The following is a 17,560-nucleotide window of genomic DNA, read 5'->3' as shown; positions in this document are numbered from 1 at the left end:
AAAGGACACCGAGAAGTCCCATGACCCCTGCACCCCCCGACAGTGCGTCCCGACGCCCCACCTCACCGGCGCGGTACGCCGTCGGAATGTTCGGGACGTCGATCCCCATCAACGTCATCAAGGGATCGATGCTCTACTTCTACGTGTCGATCCTCGGCATGGACCTGCGCGCCTACGCCGCGGTCTACACGGTCTACGGCGTGATCGACGCGATCGACAACCCGATCTTCGGGCACATCTCCGACCGCACCCGGTCACGGTGGGGACGACGCAAGCCCTACCTGATCGTGGGCGCCCTGGTCCTCATGTGCTCGATGGCGGCGCTCTTCTGGGTCCCCGACGCGGTCACCGCGCGCACGACGACCCTCCTCGTGGCCTGGTTCGCGGTGTTCGCCATCCTCTCGGAGGCCTCCGACTCCCTGATCAACGCGAACTACGGGGCGCTCCTGCCGGAGCTGTTCCCGCAGGAGAAGCGTCGCGCCCTGGCCAACTCCCTGCGCCAGGGTTTCCAACTCGTGGCGATGGTCCTCTCCCTCGGCCTGACCCCCCTCCTCGCCAGGAAGGTCCTCGGCTGCGAGGTCACGGACGTCACCTGCTCGGACCCGACCGTGGGGTACCGGTGGCTGTCCCTGGTCTACGGGGTGCTGGGGGCCGGCGTGATCATCTTCATGGCCCTGGGCGTGCACGAGAACACGCAGATCGAGGACACGGTCAGGCCACGGTTCCTCCACTCGATCAGGGACGTGGTCACCAACCGCTACTTCTGGACCGTCGGGCTGGTCTCAGCGCTCTACGGGGCCTCCATGGCACTCCTCCTGGGTGGCCTCCAATTCTACGTACGGCATTCGCTCGGAGGCACCGCACTGGACGCGACCATCCTCCAGGTCGTCGTCATCCTCGCCTCCGTGGGATTCCTGGTCGGGTGGACAGCGGTCGTTCGCAGGCTCGGCGCCGCCCGCACGTGGCGCATGGCACTGCCCATCGCAGCGGTCAGCTTCCTCCCCCTCTTCCTGGCCCGGGACCTCGTCACCGGGATCATCGCCGGTCTCTGCGTCGGGTTCGGGTACGCGGGCCTGCTCGCCACGAACGACCTCATCATGGCCCGGGTGCTGGACGACGACGCACGCAGGACCGGCGTCCACCGCGAGGGCATCTTCCTGTCGGCCTTCGGGGTGCTGGGCCGACTCTCCGCGATCCCCACATCCGTCGCGCTGCTGTCCCTGGGATGGTTCTTCGGATACCGGTCCGGGGACGTCCCGGGCCCGGATCCGGGGACTGCCTGGCGTATCTACATGTCCCTCTACCCCTTCGCGTTCCTCGCCCTGGGCTCCCTGATCTCCCGCTTCATCCACCTTCCCGCGGACGCGTCCCCGGACTCCTCCGAGTTGCCCGACCCAGCCGGACCGCCCGACTCCCCCGGACTGCCCGACTCCCCCGAACTGCCCGGGTCACCGGACCCCGGGCCCCTCGACCCCACTGCGGATCCCGGGCGCCCAGGCGTGGCCACCTCCGGGCCGTGGGACGGAGGTGCCCAATGACCCGGGTGGAACCGACCTCGCCGGACGCCACGACGCCGGCGGGACAGCGGAACCTCGTCCTCACCGCCGATGACTTCGGGTACGACCCGGGGACGAGCGCGCTCATCGTCTCCCTGTTGGAGAAGGGTTGCGTGTCCGCGACCACCGTCCTCGCCGTCGCCGGGGACCTCCGGGACCAGGTGTCCCCGCTCCTCGACGTGACGCAGGGCCGCTGCGGACTCCATGCCGCGACGAACTCGGACAGGGGCCCCGCCCCGTGGCGCCCCCTGTCGTCGCCCGGCACGGCACTGGCCGATCCGGAGGGCCTCCTCCCCGACGACCCCCTCGTCGCCGAGCAGGGGGCGACACCCGATGTCATCAGTGCGGAACTGCACGCGCAGATGTCCCACCTCCTCGCGTCGGGGCTCACTCCGGTGCGGCTCGACTCCCACTCGGGCACGCTCTACGGACTCCACGGGAACTCGATGCTGGGGGTGGCCATCTCCTTCTGCGCCGAGCACCGACTGGGACTGCGACTGCCGCGCACACTCGGTCTCCTCGCGGGACCACGGCCCCCCGAGCACCTGCGCCTGGCCCATTCCCGGGCGGTGGCCGCCGCGGATGCGTCAGGGGTGACCCTCCCCGTCGAGGTCGCCACCGATCCACGCCCCCACGACCGGATCGAGGACTACGCGGACCTGCGTGCCCACTACGTCTCCCTCCTCCGCTCGCTGCCCGAGGGGACGAGCGAGATCTTCCTGCACCCCGGCGCGGACTCCCCCTGGTCGCGGGCCCACATGGGCCCGGCCTGGCGCAAACGCCTGTGGGAGGCGCGCCTCCTGGAGGACCCCCACTGGCACCGGGTGATCGAGGAGGAGGGGATCAACCTGGTCGCCACGTGGTGATCCACACGGATGCCGGCATCCGCGACCGTGGTGATCCACACGGATGCCGGCATCCGCGACCGTGGGATCGCGCGTCGTCGGCATCCCAGGAGGAGCGGCGACGCTGTGGAGCTGGTCAACCACTCCTGACGCGGGTCCCCGCACGGGCTCGCGGCGTCATCCGTGTCAATGGTTGTCCACAGGAATGGGGCGGCCAGGAAGTTGTCCACAGATTTTGGGGAACACTGGTGGTCGAACATGTGTTCTACTACGATGGGGTCATGGAAGCACCGACCTCCCTCCCAATGGCCCCACCGGGGCAGGCCAGCACCTGGGCCCTGCCGGGGCGGGAGTCCACTGCGCCCGTGTCGGGCCGGGAGATGCCCGGCCCCAAGGGCCCGACGGGGGTGGTGGGTCCGACGGGATCTGGGGGCCCGGCGGGAGTGGAGAGCCTGGCGGGGATCTCCGCGCTCCTGCGTGACGGGGCCACCCTGGTGGAGGCGTGCAGTGAGAGGGAGCTCGTTGACCTCATCGGGCAACTCGAGGACATCAAGAACCAGTGCAGCGGAGGGTGTCAACTGTTCTGTGTGTGAGGGTCGACTGATTGGATTGACCCTTGATGAACACCGACGATTCCGACACCGCAGGAGAGACGCCCGTGACGTGTGCCCCGACAGGCCAAGAGCTGGTCGATGAGCTGGCTGCCTCGGGCAAGCTGGATGAACTCTTCGCCTCCATCGACGCCGGTGGCGTGCAGCTGACCGGCAAGGGCGGCGTGGTACCTGCCTTGATCAGAGCCGCCCTCGAGCGGGGCCTGCAAGCGGAGCTTACCGACCACTTGGGCTTTGAGAAGGGTGCCCCGGAGGGGCGCGGTGCCCCCAACATACGCAACGGGACGACCCACAAGACGGTGGCGTCCGAGGTTGGGGACATCGACTTGGACGTGCCCCGAGACAGGGAGGGGACCAACACTGCCCGCTTGGTGCCCAAGAGGTCACGCCGCCTAGGGGGCCTCGATGACATGATCATCAGCTTGTATGCGGGCGGCATGACGATCCGGGAGATCCAGCATCATCTCGCCTCCACCATCGGCACGGAGCTGAGCCCCGAGACGATCTCCAACATCACCGACGCGGTCATGGAGGAAGTCAAGAAGTGGCAGGCCCGCCCCCTGGAGGCCTTCTATCCCGTGATGTACCTCGATGCGATCGTGGTCAAGATCAAGGACGCCGGCAAGGTCGCGAACCGCGCCGCTCACATCGCCATCGGGGTCGACATGGAGGGCATCAAGCACGTCCTGGGGATCTGGGTCCAGGCCAAGGAAGGCGCGTCATTCTGGGCGGGGGTGTGCGCGGATCTGGCCAACAGGGGCGTCAAGGATGTCCTCATCGTGTGCACCGACGGGCTCTCCGGCTTCCCCGAAGCGATCGAGGCGACCTGGCCTCAGGCCATCGTCCAGACCTGCGTCGTCCATTATGCCGATGTCCGGGTTATGCCGATGGTGCGGGTGGTTCCCTTGGGGCGCGTGGGTTCCGCGCTGGCGAGGTCGGCATAATCCGGTGATCTGATCGACGCTCTTCTCATCCGTTCTTGGAGAGGAGAGGTCATGGTCAAGGTGTTGCGTTCGATCGTGTGCGGCCCGTTGGAGCCGTATGCGGCCGGGTTCGTGGGCGAGTTGCTTCGTCGCGGCTATTCGAGTGGTGGTGCCGATCAGCAGGTGTGTTTCGTCGCCCATCTGGATCGCTGGATGCTCGCCGAGGGCGTCGGCCTGGGCGGGTTGAGCACGCCGACGCTGCAGCGGTATCTGGGACAGCGGCGCGCGGCGGGGTATCGGGAGTACTTGTCGATGAAGGCGCTCGCGCCTCTGCTGGGGTATCTGTCGCCGTTGGGTGTGTTGCCGGTAGAGGAGCCTGCCGCGCTCGGTCCGGTCGAGGAGCTGCTGGGGTCCTACCGCAGGTACCTGCTCGTCGAGCGCGGAGTGACCGCAGGGACGGCTCGCGGCTACGTGGACAACGTCCGCCCGTTCGTGACCACCCGGCTGCGCGGCAGCGCGCTGGATCTTGCTGGGATCAGCGCGGCCGACGTCACCGGCTTCATTGGGACGGTCTGCCCGGGTAGGGCGATCGGTTCGGCGAAGCTGATCGTCTGCGCGCTGCGGTCGCTGCTGGGATGGCTGTACCTGACCGGGCAGCTGCCGGTGTCGCTGGCTGGGGCGGTGCCGTCGGTGGCGGGGTGGAAGCTCTCCAGTCTGGCGAAGGGACTGGAGCCGGGTCAGCTCGCGCGGCTGCTGGGCAGCTGCGACAGGCGCACGCCGACGGGTCGAAGGGACTATGCGGTGATGGTGCTGTTGTCCCGGCTGGGACTGCGTGCCGGGGAGGTCGCGCGGCTCGGGCTGGATGACATCGACTGGCGGCGCGGCGAGCTCACCGTTGTCGGGAAGGGCAACCGGAGCGAGAAGCTGCCGCTGCCACCCGACGTGGGGAAGGCGATCGCGGCGTATCTGCGCCGCGGCCGCCCGGCCAGCGCGGAAGGGCGCAGTGTGTTCGTCAGGGTCCACGCGCCGCTACGCGGGTTGACCGCCGGCGGGATCACGATGATCGTGTTCGACGCTGCGCAGCGCGCGGGGCTCCCGAAGATGCACGCGCATCGGCTGCGGCATACCGCTGCGACTGCGATGCTCCGCGCCGGCAGCCCGCTGCCGGAGGTCGGGCAGGTGCTGCGTCACAGGTCCGTGCTGAGCACCGCGATCTACGCCAAGGTCGACCGCGACGCGCTCCGCGCGCTGGCCAGACCCTGGCCGAGCATCGTCGAGGACGGTGTGTCATGACCGGGCCGTTGAGGGATCAGCTCGCCGACTACCTGACGCTGCGTCGCGCGCTGGGCTACCGGCTGGAGCGACCGGAGAAGCTGCTCAACCAGTTCCTGGAGCACCTCGAACACCATGGCGAGGAGGTGGTCACCGTCGCCGGCGCGCTGGACTGGGCGCGGCAGCCGGCAAGTGGAGCCTCGAACTGGTGGGCCTACCGGCTGGGTGTGGTCCGCGGTTTCGCCACCTATCTGCATGCGATCAACCCGGTCCACGAGGTCCCCGCGCGAGGGCTGCTGCCGCAACGGCCGCTGCGCGCCAGTCCGTATCTGTACTCCGATGTCGAGATCGCGGCGCTGATCGCCGCCACCCAGGCGCTGCGCACCCCGCTGCGCCAGGCCACGTTCGCGACGCTGATCGGGCTGCTCGCGACCACCGGGATCCGGATCGGGGAGGCGATCGGGCTGGACCGTGGCGACGTCGACCTTGCAGACGGGCGGCTCACGGTCCGGTCCGGGAAGTTCGCCAAGACCCGGGAACTCGCACTGCATCCCAGCACGATAGACGCGCTGCGCGCCTACCGTCGGCTGCGTGACAGGTCCGCGCCGCGGACGGGAACACCGGCGTTCTTCGTCTCCACCGCCGGGACTCGGCTGATCTACTGCAACGTCCACAACACATTCCACCGGCTCGTCCAGGGCGTCGCCCTGACGCCGCGGTCGCCATCATGCCGGCCACGCATCCACGACCTGCGACATACTTTCGCCGTCAACACGATGCTCGACGCCTACGTCGCAGGTGAAGACGGGCAGGCCCGGCTCACGCTGCTGTCGACATGGCTTGGTCATGTCCACCCCCGCCACACCTACTGGTATCTGTCCGCAGCGCCGGAGCTGATGGCCCTGGCCGGGCAACGCCTCGAAGCCCACCTGACCGGGGAGTCGAGGGCACGATCATGAGCGCCCTCGCACCCACCCTGCAGGCGTTCTTCACCGACCGGCTGATCCGGCAACGAAACGCCAGCGATCACACCATCGCCGCCTACCGGGACACCATGCGGCTGCTGCTCGGCTACGTCACCGCGCAGACGGGCACCGCACCGTCACGGCTGGACATCGACCAGCTGGACGCACCGATGATCGGCAGCTTCCTGGACCACCTCGAGCACGAGCGCGCCAACAGCGTCCGCACCCGAAACGCCAGACTCTCCGCGATCCACTCCCTGTTCCGCTACGCGGCGCTGACCCATCCCGAGCACGCCGACAGCATCGCCCGGGTCCTCGCGATCCCACCCAAACGGTTCGACCGGGCCGTGATCGCCTACCTCACCGAGGACGAGGTCGACGCGCTGCTGGCCGCCTGCGACGCGGGCACCTGGACGGGGAGGCGCGACCACGCCCTGCTGCTGCTTGCCACCCAGACCGGGCTGCGGATCTCCGAACTGCTCGCCCTCACACCACACGACGTGCACCTCAGCGCAGGGCCGCACGTCGCCTGCCACGGCAAAGGCCGCAAGGACCGGATCACCCCGCTCACCCAAGCCACCGTCACCGTGCTGCGCGCCTGGATCGCCGAACTCGGCGCGGACCCGGACGCCCCGCTGTTCCCATCGCGGCGCGGCACCCGACTCAGCCGGGACGCGATCGAGCGCCGCCTCGCGCACTACACCACCCAGGCCAGCAGCGCCTCCCCGTCGCTGCGCGGCAAGACCGTCACCGCGCACGTGCTCCGGCACACCACCGCGATGCGACTCCTGCACGCCGGCGTCGACACCAGCGTGATCGCACTGTGGCTCGGACACTCCAGCGTCGAAACCACACAGATCTACCTGCACGCAGACATGACCCTGAAAGAGAAGGCCCTCGCCCGCACCAGCCCACCCGGCCGGCCGCAAGACAGCCGATACCGACCCCCAGACACCCTCCTGGCCTGGCTCGAAGCCCTCTGATTATGCCGACCTCACCAGCGCGGAACCCACGCGCCCCAAGGGAACCACCCGCACCATCGGCATAACCCGGACATCGGCATAATGGACGTTATGCCGACATCGGCATAACGTCCACCTCCTGCGGGCCTCCATGAGGTTCGTCAACTACAAGGACCGCAAGGCCGTGGCAGCTGCACTCAAGCCCATCTACACCGCCCCTGGTGAGGACGTGGCCCTGGAAGCCCTCCAGGCCTTCACCGAAGGACCGTGGGGAGTCAAGTACCCCACGACCGCGGCAGCTTGGGAGAGGGCCTGGGAGAAGTTCACGCCCTTCCTGGCATTCCCTCCAGAGCTTCGCCGGGTCATCTACACCACCAACGCGATTGAGTCCTTCAACTACCAGATGAGCAAGATCACCAAGAACAGGGGCCACTTCCCCTCCGACGACGCTGCCATCAAGTTGCTATGGCTGGGCATCATGAACATCGAGGACAAGAGAGCCCGGGCCCGGCAAAAGGAGATGGGGAAGCCTCGCAACCTCCGCCGACCAGTGCCAGCCACCATGATGGAAGGACGCGCCACCACCAACTGGAAGCAGGCCCTCGCCCAACTCGCAGTCGCCTACCCCGACCGCATCAACCCCTACCTCTGAAAACCACCCCACACACAGTTCAGTTGACAGGCTCGTGCAGCGCAGCCCAGACCCATGCGGCCCTCGCCCTGGAGGACGCCCGCGAGACCCGGGCCACCACCCCAGGGGAACGCGAGGCCGCGCACCGCAGTGTCGTCAGTGAGATCGCCCTGGCACGCCGCGAGTCCCCCCACCGCGCCCGCACCCTCCTCGGACTCGCCACCGCCCTGCACACCGAACTCCCCCACACCCTCGCCCACCTCGCCGCCGGGCGCATCAGTGAGTACAGGGCCACCCTCGTGGCCAAGGAGACCGCCTGCCTGGACCCCCAGGACCGGCGGGTGGCCGACCGGGAACTCGCAGAAGGCCTCCCCTCCTGGTCCAACCGGGAAGTCTCCACCCACGCCCGACACATCGCCTACACCCTGGACCCCCACGCCATGGTCACCCACATCGAGCGGGCGGAGGGGGACCGCCACGTCACCATCCGCCCCGCCCCCGCCTGCATGGCCCTCATCACCGCCCTCCTACCCGCAGCCCAGGGCGTCGCCGTCCACGCAGCCCTCCTGCGCGCCGCCGAATCCGCCCACGCCACAGGGGACGCGCGCGCACGCGCACAGGTCATGGCCGACACCCTCGTCACCCGCATCACCGGACAGGACAGACCCGAGACAGTCCCCATCGAGGTCCGCCTCGTCATCACCGACGACACCCTCCTGGGACAGGGCGACACCCCCGCACGCCTCATCGGCTACGGACCCGTCCCACCCACCATCGCCCGACGACTCCTCACCCACACCACCAGTGGCAGTGGCTCCGGCGACGACCGCGACAATGGCACCGGCAGTGGCAGTGGCACACCCCCAATGACACCGAGACCCAGACCCGTCAGTGGATCCGACGCCTCTACGCCCACCCCACAACCGGCCAACTCATCGCCATGGAATCCACCCGCCGCCTCTTCCCACCCGGCCTGCGCCGCTACATCGCCACCCGCGACGCCAACACCTGCCGCACGCCCTGGTGCGGGGCACCCATCGCCCACATCGACCACGTCACGCCCGCACGCAACGGAGGCCCCACCACTGCCACCAACGGCCAAGGCCTGTGCATCCACTGCAACCAGACCAAGGAAGCACCCGGCTGGGACGCACACGCCCACCCCGACGGCACCATCACCCTGACCACACCCACCGGACACACCCACACCACCCGACCACCACCACTGCCCCACACCAGAGCCCCAGCCGCCTGACACCACCCCACACCCACCCCGGACCCCAACACCACGCGGACCGAGCCCCAGACCGCGCCGCCACACCCCCTCAGTTGTCAGAACGCGAGAAACGGTTGCACATCCCGTTGCTGGCGATGAGGAGGACGCGGTCCAGCAGTGACTCGGTCTCCGCGCGCACCGTGGCGGCGTCGCGAAGATCCCGGCCCGCAGCGGAGCACCCGCCGCCTGACACACACGGAGAGGACTGCCGGGTCACCGACCCGAGGGGTCCGGCGCAGGAGACCAGGCACTGGGTCCGGTGCGGACCGCCATCCCGTCCGCTCAGAGCTCCTCCATGGCGGGGGCGGACTCCGTCGGTGCGGGGAAGTCCGCCTCGAGGACTGCCAGGTCCTGCGCATCCAGCTCGGCGGCCAGTGCCCGCGCGGCGGCGTTGTCACGCACGTGCCCAGGACTGGAGGCCTGGGGGATCGCGATGACGCCGGGGTGCGTGAGCACCCAGGCCAGAGCCACGCGCGCCGGGGACACTCCGTGGCGCCCGGCCACCCGCCCCAGGGCGTCGGAGCCGAGGATCCGACCCTGCTCGATCGGGGAGTAGGCCATCATGGCGACACCACGGGCACGGAGTTTGGGCAGCAGCGCCGGTTCCGGCCAGCGACGCGACAGGTTGTAGAGCACCTGGTCGACCTCCGGAACCTGTCCCTCCGGCAGGTCGGCCAGATCATCGACGTCCAGGTTGGACACACCCCACCCTCCGATGAGTCCACGACCGACGAGGTCACGGAACCCCTCGATCGTCTCCTCCAGGGGCACCCGGCCCCGCCAGTGCAGGAGGTACAGGTCGACGTGGTCCGTGCCCAGACGGCGCAGACTGGCCTCGCAGGAGTCCTGCACGCCACGGCGCGTGGCATGGGAGGGAAGCACCTTGGTCACCAGGAACGCGTCATCCCGCCTGCCCGCGAGCGCCTCCCCGACCAGACGCTCCGAGCGTCCGTCGCCGTACATCTCGGCCGTGTCGACCACCGTGAGACCGAGGTCGAGGCCCTCGCGCAGGGTGGCGATCTCGCGTTCCCGGCGGTCGGGCCTGTCCCCCATGTGCCAGGTTCCCTGGCCCAGTGGGGGGACGGTCCTGCCCGATGGGAGGGTGACGGTGGAGGATGGTGCTGACGGTCGGTCCATGGGTCCACGCTAGGCGCGCACCCCCACAGGTGCATCCGCTGGGCCCGGCACCGGCACTGCGGGTGCGGCCGGGGCGATGACAGGGGAGGACGCGAGTTCATGGACGGTACGAGGGAACCCCGGACGACCCCGCCCGTCCTCGTCAGTGCCTGCCTGGCGGGACTCCCCTGCCGCTACGACGGACGGTCGAAGCCCGATCCCGGGATCGTCGCCCTCGTCGAGGAGGGCGGGGCCATTCCGGTCTGCGCTGAGCAGCTCGGCGGACTGGACACTCCCCGTGCGCCTGCGGAGATCGTGGGTGGGGACGGGCACGACGTCCTGCGCGGACACGCCCGGGTCCTCACCGACACCGGTGAGGACGTCACGGCGCAGTTCCTCGAGGGCGCCGGACGGACCGCCGCCGTCGCGCGCGAGCACGGGGCGCAGGAGGCCGTCCTGCAGGCGCGCAGCCCCTCCTGCGGGTGTGGCCGCATCTACGACGGCACGCACTCGGGCTCCCTCGGCGACGGGGACGGGGTCCTCGCAGCGCTCCTGCAGGAGAACGGCATCTCGACGAGGGCGCTCCGCGGAGGGCGATAGCCTTCACCCATGTCCTCCTGCCCCTGTGGATCCGGTCGCGACCTCGACGGGTGCTGCGGGCCGTTCCTGGACGGCTCCGCCGCCCCCACGGCCGAGGCCCTGATGCGTTCGCGGTACAGCGCCTTCGTCCGGGGCGACGAGGACCACCTGTTCCGCACCTGGCACCCCCGCACCCGCCCGCCGGGACCGTACGCGGCTCGCGACATCACGTGGACGGGTCTGCAGGTCCTCCGCACGTCCGGCGGCGGGGAGGGGGAGCTCGCCGGCACCGTCGAGTTCATCGCCTCCTGGAGACGCGACGACGGCGTCACGGGGGAGGTCCACGAGATCTCCCGGTTCGCCCGTCGCGCGGGCCGCTGGTTCTGCCTGGACGGGGAACTGATCGAGGAGTGACGGCCCCGGGCCGGGTCGTCCATGAGCGCCGGGGGAGAGGGATCGACTGGGAGCCCGACTTGGGTCATCGCGCCGCCAGAGACTTCGTGGCGCAGCCCGACGTCACCGCGATCATCGTCGCGAAGGACCGCGTGGCCTTCGGCGTCTGCTCAGTGGCGCAGGAACTGGGTCTGTCCATACCCACGACCTTGTCCGTCATCTCCTTTGACGATGAACAGCTGACCACCTTTCTTCGGCCGCCGGTCACGACCCTGAGGCTGCCCCACTGGGAGACGGGCACCGCCGCCACGTCCATGGTGCAGGACAGCGCGGAAATGCGTGCCGTGGATTCCCCCGGTTATCTTGTTGGTGGGCCCGGGACTGCGGGTCCGGGCCGGTGGCCTGCGGCATGATGTCTTGCCCCTGTTGTGTTTGATGATCCGGGGGGTGTTGTTGTCGCGCGTCAGGCTATGTGGCAGGGGTGGTTGGTTGCTGGTGCAGCGCTCCAGTTGAAGGGTCTGAATGTCATGAGTCGTCCAGCGATGATCCCTGTGGAGAAGGAGCTCCGCATTGTGTTGTCCGTGCCGCAAGGTGAGATCACGATTGCCGAGGCCGCGCGCCGGGAGAAGGTCTCCGAGAAGGAGGTTGGGAACTGGAAACGCCAGTTCCTCGAGGCGGGAAGGGTGGGGATCGAGGTCGGCAAGTCCGGGCCGTCGACTCGAGAGCAGCAGCTCGAGGATGAAGTCGCCGAGCTGACCCAGGCTCTGGGTGAGGCGGCGGTCGAGATCCGGGTGTGGGAGAAGTCAGCGGAGGGCCGGGTGGGCCCTTCGAGGACCTCGAGGTGATCTGCATCGAGGCGGGCATGTCGGCCGCGAGGTTGTGCAAGCTGATCGACATGCCCGAGCGCACCTGGCGGCGCTGGCAGGCCAAGGCGAAGCGGGAGCAGCCGCCGAAGGGACCGTGGCCGCAACCGGCCCGCGACGCCGCCCGGCCGCTGGTGGTGAAACATGCGTTGGCGAAGTCGGCGTGGGGGCATTGGAAGATCTGAGCGCTGACCCGCCACGACGGCCACAAGATCTCGCAGACGACCGTGCTGCGGCTGCTGCGCGATGACAGGCTGATCCTGCCCTGGGCAGTATCAGAAGCAACGCCGTGAGCTCGCCAAGGAGCACAAGGCGGCGTTCGCGAACAACCCGACCGGGCCAACCAGGTCTGGCAGCTCAACTTCAGCGAGTTCGAGACCACGACCGGTGGGACCTGGCGGATCGCGGGGTGCCGGGACTGGTTCTCGAAGGTGGAGCACCCATTCCACGTGTCGCCGACCGCGAACCGGTACGACGCGATCGCCGCGATCAAACTCGCTTTCGCCGAGTGCGAGCGCCTGTTCGGCCACCCGCTCGTCGACCGGTGTCAGGTCGACCCGGAGACGGGAGAGCTGATGCCAGTGGTGACGATCGTCACCGATAACGGCGGCCCGTTTCGGTCGCTGAACTTCGAGCTGTTTATCATGGGCCACCCCGAGCTGCGGCACGCCCCCACCCGGGTGAAGCCACCGGGCCAGAACGGATCACGCGAACACGGATTCGGGACGCTGAAGTACGAGCGACTGTTCCTCGAGACGTCCCCGACGCCATGACGCTCGTGGAGCGCGCCGAGGACTACCGGCTCGAGAACAACACCGTCCGACCTCACCAGGCGATCGCCTGGAACCGGCCGATGGAGGTGCACCTGGGACTGGCCGACCCGACCACCCCCAACTTCGAAAGAGAAGAAATCCTGCCACCTACTTGACGCGGGACAATGCCTACAAGGGCCGCAACGTCGTGGAACGGCTCTTCGCCCTCTCCAAGCAATGGAAGGGCATCGAGACCCGCTACGAGGAACTCCCCATCACCTGCCGATCCAGCGTCACCCTCTGCGCCATCCTCACCTGGCAACGCCCATGAGGAGACACGTTCTAGTTTCGCCGACATCCCATGGCCAGTGGACCTTCGATGGATGGCTGGTAGCTCTAGAGTTACCTGCCACCGCAGTGGGGGAGGCTCATGGATAGTGGCTCCTCTCACACAGTCTCTACGGCAATCCCAAGGCTCTGTCTGGCCACGACGAACTCCAGCTCTGGCGTTGTCAGCAGCCAAGCTTGGGCGTCGCTCGGACTGCGTTGATCGCACGATCCGCAATCACCTCGGTGTCGCTCCCAGAGTCGAGAATCGTGTTGTGAGTCGCCTCATTTTGGACCAACACGGTGCTGACAGCGAGTTCCTCTGAGACCTCAGTCGCCAACAAGGCATCGACTTGGGCCTCGAAGGCACTGCTCCCCGAGTTCACCAAGGCATCCTTCGCGACGGCGTGATTGCTCGAGACGTAATTGTGACTTCCCGCCTCAAGTCTGATGATGACTGGAGTCGCACCAGCTGGACGCACCCGTCGAGAGTTGATGACCAGGGAGAAGTGGTTCCCGATGATGGAGTTGTCATTGCCACTGACACAGAGGAGGCCGCGCACGTCGTCCAGACCGTTGTCGATCTCCAGGAACGGAGTCCAGGGCTCATGGTCACGCAGGAGGTGATTGGTAGCAACGAGGTTCTCCGAACTGTTCGCATCGAGCACCACCATCCCTGGATAGAAGGAGTGCAGGCGGTTGTTCGTGATGCTCGAACGAGTGACTCCCCTGAAGTAGATGCTGCTCGAACCACGCGGGAAGACGTTGTTCGCAGTGACAAGAAGTCCACCGTGATGCTCGACGTAGATGGAGTGGCCCTTGAAACCCGCTCCGATCAGGTTGGCGGTGATCATCGACGCCTGTCCCCACCCGCGAAGCTCAATGCAACTCCCACATTCGGCGATGAAGTTGCCACGAATCGTGAGCGCATCTGCATTGTTGATGGTGAGGGCGTGCTCCAGGTAGACGAATCCCATGTCGGTGATGCGGAACGAGTCATTCGCATCTGCGACGTAGATTCCCGTCTTGCCGTTGACATAGGAGTTCTCCGGATCGATCGTCGTGCCGTCCGGTTCGAAGTGGACGCCATCGATGCAGAAGTTCGAGAACTCCACCGAGCTGATGCGTGGGCTTCCATTTCTTGCAACTCGGAAGGCGGCTCCTTCGGCTTCTTGGGCATCGTCTCCCAGGGGGATGCTCACCGCGATGCGGCTGCCTCCGGGCCACAGCTCGTGCAGGTCAGTCCAGTCCTCTTCGGAGACGTTGAACCTAATGCTCGAGGAAGTGAAACCGTGCCCGGAGCCCTCAATCCTGAGGAAGCTGATGTCGATCAGAACCTGGGTTCGGAGCCGGTAGTCGCCTGGGGGGATGCGGATCACTGCTCCGGGCTTTCCGCCCTCGTCCACATCGACATCCGCTTGGCGGCGTTTGACGTCAGCGATGATGCTATTGATGACCTCTCCGATGTCCTCCGCAGGATCACCCACGGGCCAGGTGGTCACGTCGTAGTTGTTTTCGCTTGGCATGGCTATCACCCTTATGTCGTTGTGCTGTGGGACCAGCCTCTAGTGGACTTGCACCACGGGACTCCAATGGACTGAACACGACGAGACGTCACACTGCGCTTCCCGTCACTCAGCGTGCGCCTCCACCTGCCGAGACTGGCTCGATCTTGCGTACTCCAAGCTCCGAACGCTGGTCACCGGATGCCCAGAAGTCCGCAGCAGCCCTTGGATCACACCCTCGGTCCCGAACGCCGCCACCGAGGAGCCGGTGAAGATCTCAACGACCTGCCTGTCGATGATGATCGTGACGGAGTCTCCCCGTGTTCTGAGATCCACCTTCGCATCCCCCAGGGAGACAGACAGATGACCCGTGTGCATCTCCAGGATCAGCGCCTCGCTTCCCTCACCGACAGTGAGGTGCCCCTCGGTGGCAGGCCAGGTGATCCTCCATGTCTGCTCGGATCCGAGACGCGTTGGAGTGATCACACTGGTCGCACGACGCTCGAGGACAGGGTGCGGTTGGAGTTGGAGAACGTCACCGTCGAGGGCCAGGAGATGGGGCACACTCAACGCGCTGGCCCGTTCCTGGTCCTGGTCCATCACCCCTCGAATCCAGAAGATCAGGCACGGTCGCCCCTCATCGTCGCGAAAGAAGGAAGGCGCATAGTAGCCGTCACCGTAGGTGAGGCGATGCCACGAATCCGCTGAAAAACGGCCATCGGCGTAGCGACCGACGCCGTAGGCCACGTAATGCAGCTCATCGTCGTCCCACACGGAAGTGATCAGGATGTGTCGACCACCGATCTCGAAGAGCTGCGGGCACTCCCACAGGGATCCCGTCCACACCGGTTCGTTAACCGATGTGGCACGGAACGCCGCCAGACCGTCGTAGCGCCAAATCCTCAGGTCGCTCGAGGAGTAGGAGGACGCGGCCGCGACTCCGCCTCGGATCGCCGTTCCGACGAGCATGCGCCAGCAGTCCGCATCACGGAAGACATAGGGGTCTCGAAACGCGATCAGGTCGCTACGGGTGGCCTCTACGACAACATCACCCTTGACCCATTCACTCCAGCCCGAATCACGCGGACGAGCCACGCGGATGCGCCCCACGCCGAAGTCGGGCACCGTCACGGAGGTGTAGAAGATGGCTGGCCCTGTGTCTGGATCGATGACGAGGGAGCCCGACCAGGCGCCGTCATCACCATCTCCCGGCCCAAGGATCGGCGAGTGCTCGCTCCAGTGGACCAGGTCATCCGAAGTGGCATGCCCCCACCGGCACTCGGGCGCCCAGGTGGTGCGCCCCGGAACGTATTGGAAGAACAGGTGGTAGAGACCGTCGTGCCACGTCAGGGCGAGTGGGTCGTTCATCCACCCCACGTGAGGTGTGAAGTGAATGAGGGGGCGGGTGTCGTCGATGGCCATGTGCGGCGCCTCCTTCAAGCGGACATCGTCGGTGGGAGTCCGCACTGAGATCATCATGACCTTGACAAGACGTTTTGGCAAAACGTATTGTCATCTCGTCAGGACGCAGGGTCCTGGTCCAGGGCGGCCTCGGGCCGCCCTGCCATCATGCAATGCCGCACAGAAACTGGAGTCGAAGTAATGACGCTTCGCCGCACGTTCGGGCCTCAGGCTCATCGCGCCCCGGCTGCCACAGTCGGGATCCTCGCCGCTGTCTCGGCGCTCACCCTCGCAGGGTGCGGCGCAGGCGGCGGCACTGCCGCTTCCGGTGATGACTCGATCACGGTGCTCGTCGAGGCCGGTGGCCACGGTGAGCTCAAACCGATTGCCGACCAGTTCGAGAAGGACACCGGCACCACGGTCACCTTTGTCGAGCTTCCCTACGACGGTCTCTACAACCGGCTCAACAGTGAGTTGAGTTCGGGATCTCTCTCGTTCGACGTGGCGGCGATAGACGCAATCTGGCTGCCGGCCTTCGCCGACGCGCTAACCCCTCTGGACGACATGTACACCGACGACGTGAAGTCCGACCTGTTCCCATCTTTGGTGACGGAGGCAAACGTCGACGGGAGGTACGTCGGCATGCCTGCGTGGACCAACGCAGAGATTCTCTACTACCGCACAGACCTCTTCGATGACCCAACCCAGCAGGCAAACTTCAAGGCGAAGTACGGGTACGACCTCGTCCCGCCCACCACATGGGAGCAGTACACCGACGTCGCACAGTTCTTCACCCAGGACACCGACGGAGACGGACAGACGGACCTCTACGGGACCGATGTCAAGGGCGCAGTGGAGACCGAGTGGCTGGCCACGCTCTCACAGACAGGCGAGAAGAACATGGTAGTCGGCGCAGACGGCTCCGTCTCCCTCGGCAACGAGAACAGCAAGAAGGCTCTGGACTTCTACACCAGCCTGCTGCCATATGCGCCTTCCGGATCAGCCCAGCTGGACTGGGCTGGGTCTCAGAACCTCTTCAACCAAGGCCAACTTGCCATGATGCGATTCTGGGCCCACGCCTACAAGCAGATCCCGGACGACTCCCCCGTCAAGGGCAATGTCGGAGTCGCCACGATGATCGGTGGGCCCGGGGGAGTGGCCGGAGTGCCGGGAGCCTGGTACCTCTCCGTCCCCACAGCGACCCAGAAACAGGACAAGGCGTTGGAGTTCGTGCAGTACGCCTATGACCACAATGAGCTCTCGGTGGACACATCGCTGGGCCTCGCCTCAAGGATCTCCGTCCTTGAGAAGTTCGAGAACGAACCCGGTTATGAGAACTACAAGCCTCTCATCGAGACACTCAAAGCGGAGTCGACGATCCCCCGCCCGGCAAACCCGAACTGGCAGGAGATCGTGGACACGGTCCTGATCCCGATGATCCAGAAGGCAGTGGTGCCAGGAGCCGACAACCAGCAGCTGCTTGACGACGCCAAGGCTCAGGTTGAAGGCATCATCAGCAAGTAGCGCACCGGGTGCGGCGTCGCCTCCTGTGGACGCCGCACCCGACCCTCACATCGATACCC

Annotated in this window: 19 protein-coding genes and 3 pseudogenes; 19 read left to right on the top strand and 3 right to left on the bottom strand. The window is 66.9% G+C overall.

From position 1 onward, the window contains the following. Positions 1–20: 20 nt before the first annotated feature. The 10 genes and pseudogenes from BQ9890_RS12465 (at position 21) to BQ9890_RS16960 (ending at position 9,020) form a co-directional block, all read left to right on the top strand. On the top strand, positions 21–1,538 hold the full coding sequence (locus tag BQ9890_RS12465; protein ID WP_230297941.1) for an MFS transporter: 1,518 nt from the start codon (positions 21–23) through the stop codon (positions 1,536–1,538). Then, positions 1,535–2,422 (top strand): carbohydrate deacetylase, encoded by an 888-nt coding sequence (locus BQ9890_RS12460; RefSeq protein WP_075891924.1) that lies wholly within the window; start codon positions 1,535–1,537, stop codon positions 2,420–2,422. Before BQ9890_RS12465 ends, BQ9890_RS12460 begins: the two co-directional genes overlap by 4 nt. A gap of 260 nt (positions 2,423–2,682) precedes the next feature. Next, positions 2,683–2,994 (top strand): hypothetical protein, encoded by a 312-nt coding sequence (locus BQ9890_RS12455; RefSeq protein WP_143226345.1) that lies wholly within the window; start codon positions 2,683–2,685, stop codon positions 2,992–2,994. 26 nt (positions 2,995–3,020) lie between these two features. Next, positions 3,021–3,875, top strand: a pseudogene (locus BQ9890_RS12450) (IS256 family transposase); the annotation flags it as partial. 132 nt (positions 3,876–4,007) lie between these two features. Further along, the gene (locus BQ9890_RS12445; RefSeq protein WP_075891920.1) at positions 4,008–5,228 is read left to right on the top strand and encodes a site-specific integrase; all 1,221 of its coding nucleotides are present in this window, start codon (positions 4,008–4,010) and stop codon (positions 5,226–5,228) included. Further along, positions 5,225–6,166: a tyrosine-type recombinase/integrase gene (locus tag BQ9890_RS12440; protein WP_075891918.1), complete on the top strand. Its 942-nt coding sequence runs from the start codon at positions 5,225–5,227 to the stop codon at positions 6,164–6,166. Before BQ9890_RS12445 ends, BQ9890_RS12440 begins: the two co-directional genes overlap by 4 nt. Further along, positions 6,163–7,155 carry a tyrosine-type recombinase/integrase gene (locus BQ9890_RS12435; RefSeq protein WP_075891916.1) on the top strand — a complete coding sequence of 331 codons (993 nt, stop codon included), beginning with the start codon at positions 6,163–6,165 and terminating at the stop codon, positions 7,153–7,155. The genes BQ9890_RS12440 and BQ9890_RS12435 overlap by 4 nt, the downstream gene beginning before the upstream one ends. A gap of 109 nt (positions 7,156–7,264) precedes the next feature. After that, a pseudogene (locus tag BQ9890_RS12430) lies at positions 7,265–7,786 on the top strand (transposase); the annotation flags it as partial. 23 nt (positions 7,787–7,809) lie between these two features. Beyond that, positions 7,810–8,544 (top strand): annotated as a pseudogene (locus BQ9890_RS16965) (DUF222 domain-containing protein); the annotation flags it as partial. Positions 8,545–8,705: 161 nt separating this feature from the next. Further along, on the top strand, positions 8,706–9,020 hold the full coding sequence (locus tag BQ9890_RS16960; protein WP_075891912.1) for an HNH endonuclease: 315 nt from the start codon (positions 8,706–8,708) through the stop codon (positions 9,018–9,020). 303 nt (positions 9,021–9,323) lie between these two features. On the opposite strand, the gene BQ9890_RS12415 is transcribed toward BQ9890_RS16960, so the two are convergent. Beyond that, positions 9,324–10,178 carry an aldo/keto reductase gene (locus BQ9890_RS12415; RefSeq protein ID WP_075891909.1) on the bottom strand — a complete coding sequence of 285 codons (855 nt, stop codon included), beginning with the start codon at positions 10,176–10,178 and terminating at the stop codon, positions 9,324–9,326. Positions 10,179–10,277: 99 nt separating this feature from the next. Here BQ9890_RS12415 and BQ9890_RS12410 point away from each other — a divergent pair, with 99 nt between their 5' ends. The 8 genes from BQ9890_RS12410 to BQ9890_RS14955 all read left to right on the top strand — a co-directional run bounded on the left by BQ9890_RS12410 (position 10,278) and on the right by BQ9890_RS14955 (position 13,075). After that, entirely contained in the window at positions 10,278–10,757 is a 480-nt protein-coding gene (locus BQ9890_RS12410; RefSeq protein ID WP_075891907.1) for a 2-thiouracil desulfurase family protein, read from the top strand. A 9-nt stretch (positions 10,758–10,766) separates the two neighbouring features. Continuing rightward, the gene (locus tag BQ9890_RS12405) at positions 10,767–11,150 is read left to right on the top strand and encodes a YchJ family protein (RefSeq protein ID WP_075891905.1); all 384 of its coding nucleotides are present in this window, start codon (positions 10,767–10,769) and stop codon (positions 11,148–11,150) included. Further along, the gene (locus BQ9890_RS15975; RefSeq protein WP_075891903.1) at positions 11,147–11,542 is read left to right on the top strand and encodes a substrate-binding domain-containing protein; all 396 of its coding nucleotides are present in this window, start codon (positions 11,147–11,149) and stop codon (positions 11,540–11,542) included. Before BQ9890_RS12405 ends, BQ9890_RS15975 begins: the two co-directional genes overlap by 4 nt. Positions 11,543–11,671: 129 nt before the next feature. Next, positions 11,672–11,974: a transposase gene (locus tag BQ9890_RS12395; RefSeq protein ID WP_230297939.1), complete on the top strand. Its 303-nt coding sequence runs from the start codon at positions 11,672–11,674 to the stop codon at positions 11,972–11,974. Beyond that, the gene (locus tag BQ9890_RS16450; RefSeq protein WP_230297938.1) at positions 11,971–12,177 is read left to right on the top strand and encodes a hypothetical protein; all 207 of its coding nucleotides are present in this window, start codon (positions 11,971–11,973) and stop codon (positions 12,175–12,177) included. The genes BQ9890_RS12395 and BQ9890_RS16450 overlap by 4 nt, the downstream gene beginning before the upstream one ends. A 264-nt stretch (positions 12,178–12,441) precedes the next feature. After that, a complete protein-coding gene (locus BQ9890_RS16445; RefSeq protein WP_230297937.1) occupies positions 12,442–12,765 on the top strand; it encodes a hypothetical protein in 324 nt (107 codons plus the stop codon). Beyond that, positions 12,762–12,920: a hypothetical protein gene (locus BQ9890_RS16440; protein WP_230297936.1), complete on the top strand. Its 159-nt coding sequence runs from the start codon at positions 12,762–12,764 to the stop codon at positions 12,918–12,920. The genes BQ9890_RS16445 and BQ9890_RS16440 overlap by 4 nt, the downstream gene beginning before the upstream one ends. Then, on the top strand, positions 12,917–13,075 hold the full coding sequence (locus tag BQ9890_RS14955; RefSeq protein ID WP_195907674.1) for a transposase: 159 nt from the start codon (positions 12,917–12,919) through the stop codon (positions 13,073–13,075). Before BQ9890_RS16440 ends, BQ9890_RS14955 begins: the two co-directional genes overlap by 4 nt. A 181-nt stretch (positions 13,076–13,256) precedes the next feature. Here the strand turns inward: BQ9890_RS14955 and BQ9890_RS12380 are convergent, their stop codons facing one another. Then, on the bottom strand, positions 13,257–14,597 hold the full coding sequence (locus BQ9890_RS12380; RefSeq protein WP_075891901.1) for a right-handed parallel beta-helix repeat-containing protein: 1,341 nt from the start codon (positions 14,595–14,597) through the stop codon (positions 13,257–13,259). Positions 14,598–14,702: 105 nt separating this feature from the next. Continuing rightward, positions 14,703–15,998, bottom strand: a complete 1,296-nt coding sequence (locus BQ9890_RS12375) for a glycoside hydrolase family 32 protein (RefSeq protein WP_195907673.1) — start codon at positions 15,996–15,998, stop codon at positions 14,703–14,705. A 180-nt stretch (positions 15,999–16,178) separates the two neighbouring features. Between BQ9890_RS12375 and BQ9890_RS12370 the strand changes: the two genes are divergently transcribed. Further along, the gene (locus BQ9890_RS12370) at positions 16,179–17,501 is read left to right on the top strand and encodes an ABC transporter substrate-binding protein (RefSeq protein WP_075891897.1); all 1,323 of its coding nucleotides are present in this window, start codon (positions 16,179–16,181) and stop codon (positions 17,499–17,501) included. Positions 17,502–17,560 lie beyond the last annotated feature (59 nt).

The organism is Actinomyces provencensis (genome assembly GCF_900155435.1).
In the GTDB taxonomy this organism is placed as follows: Bacteria; Actinomycetota; Actinomycetes; order Actinomycetales; family Actinomycetaceae; genus Pauljensenia; species Pauljensenia provencensis.
This window is presented reverse-complemented; position numbering and strand designations above follow the sequence as displayed.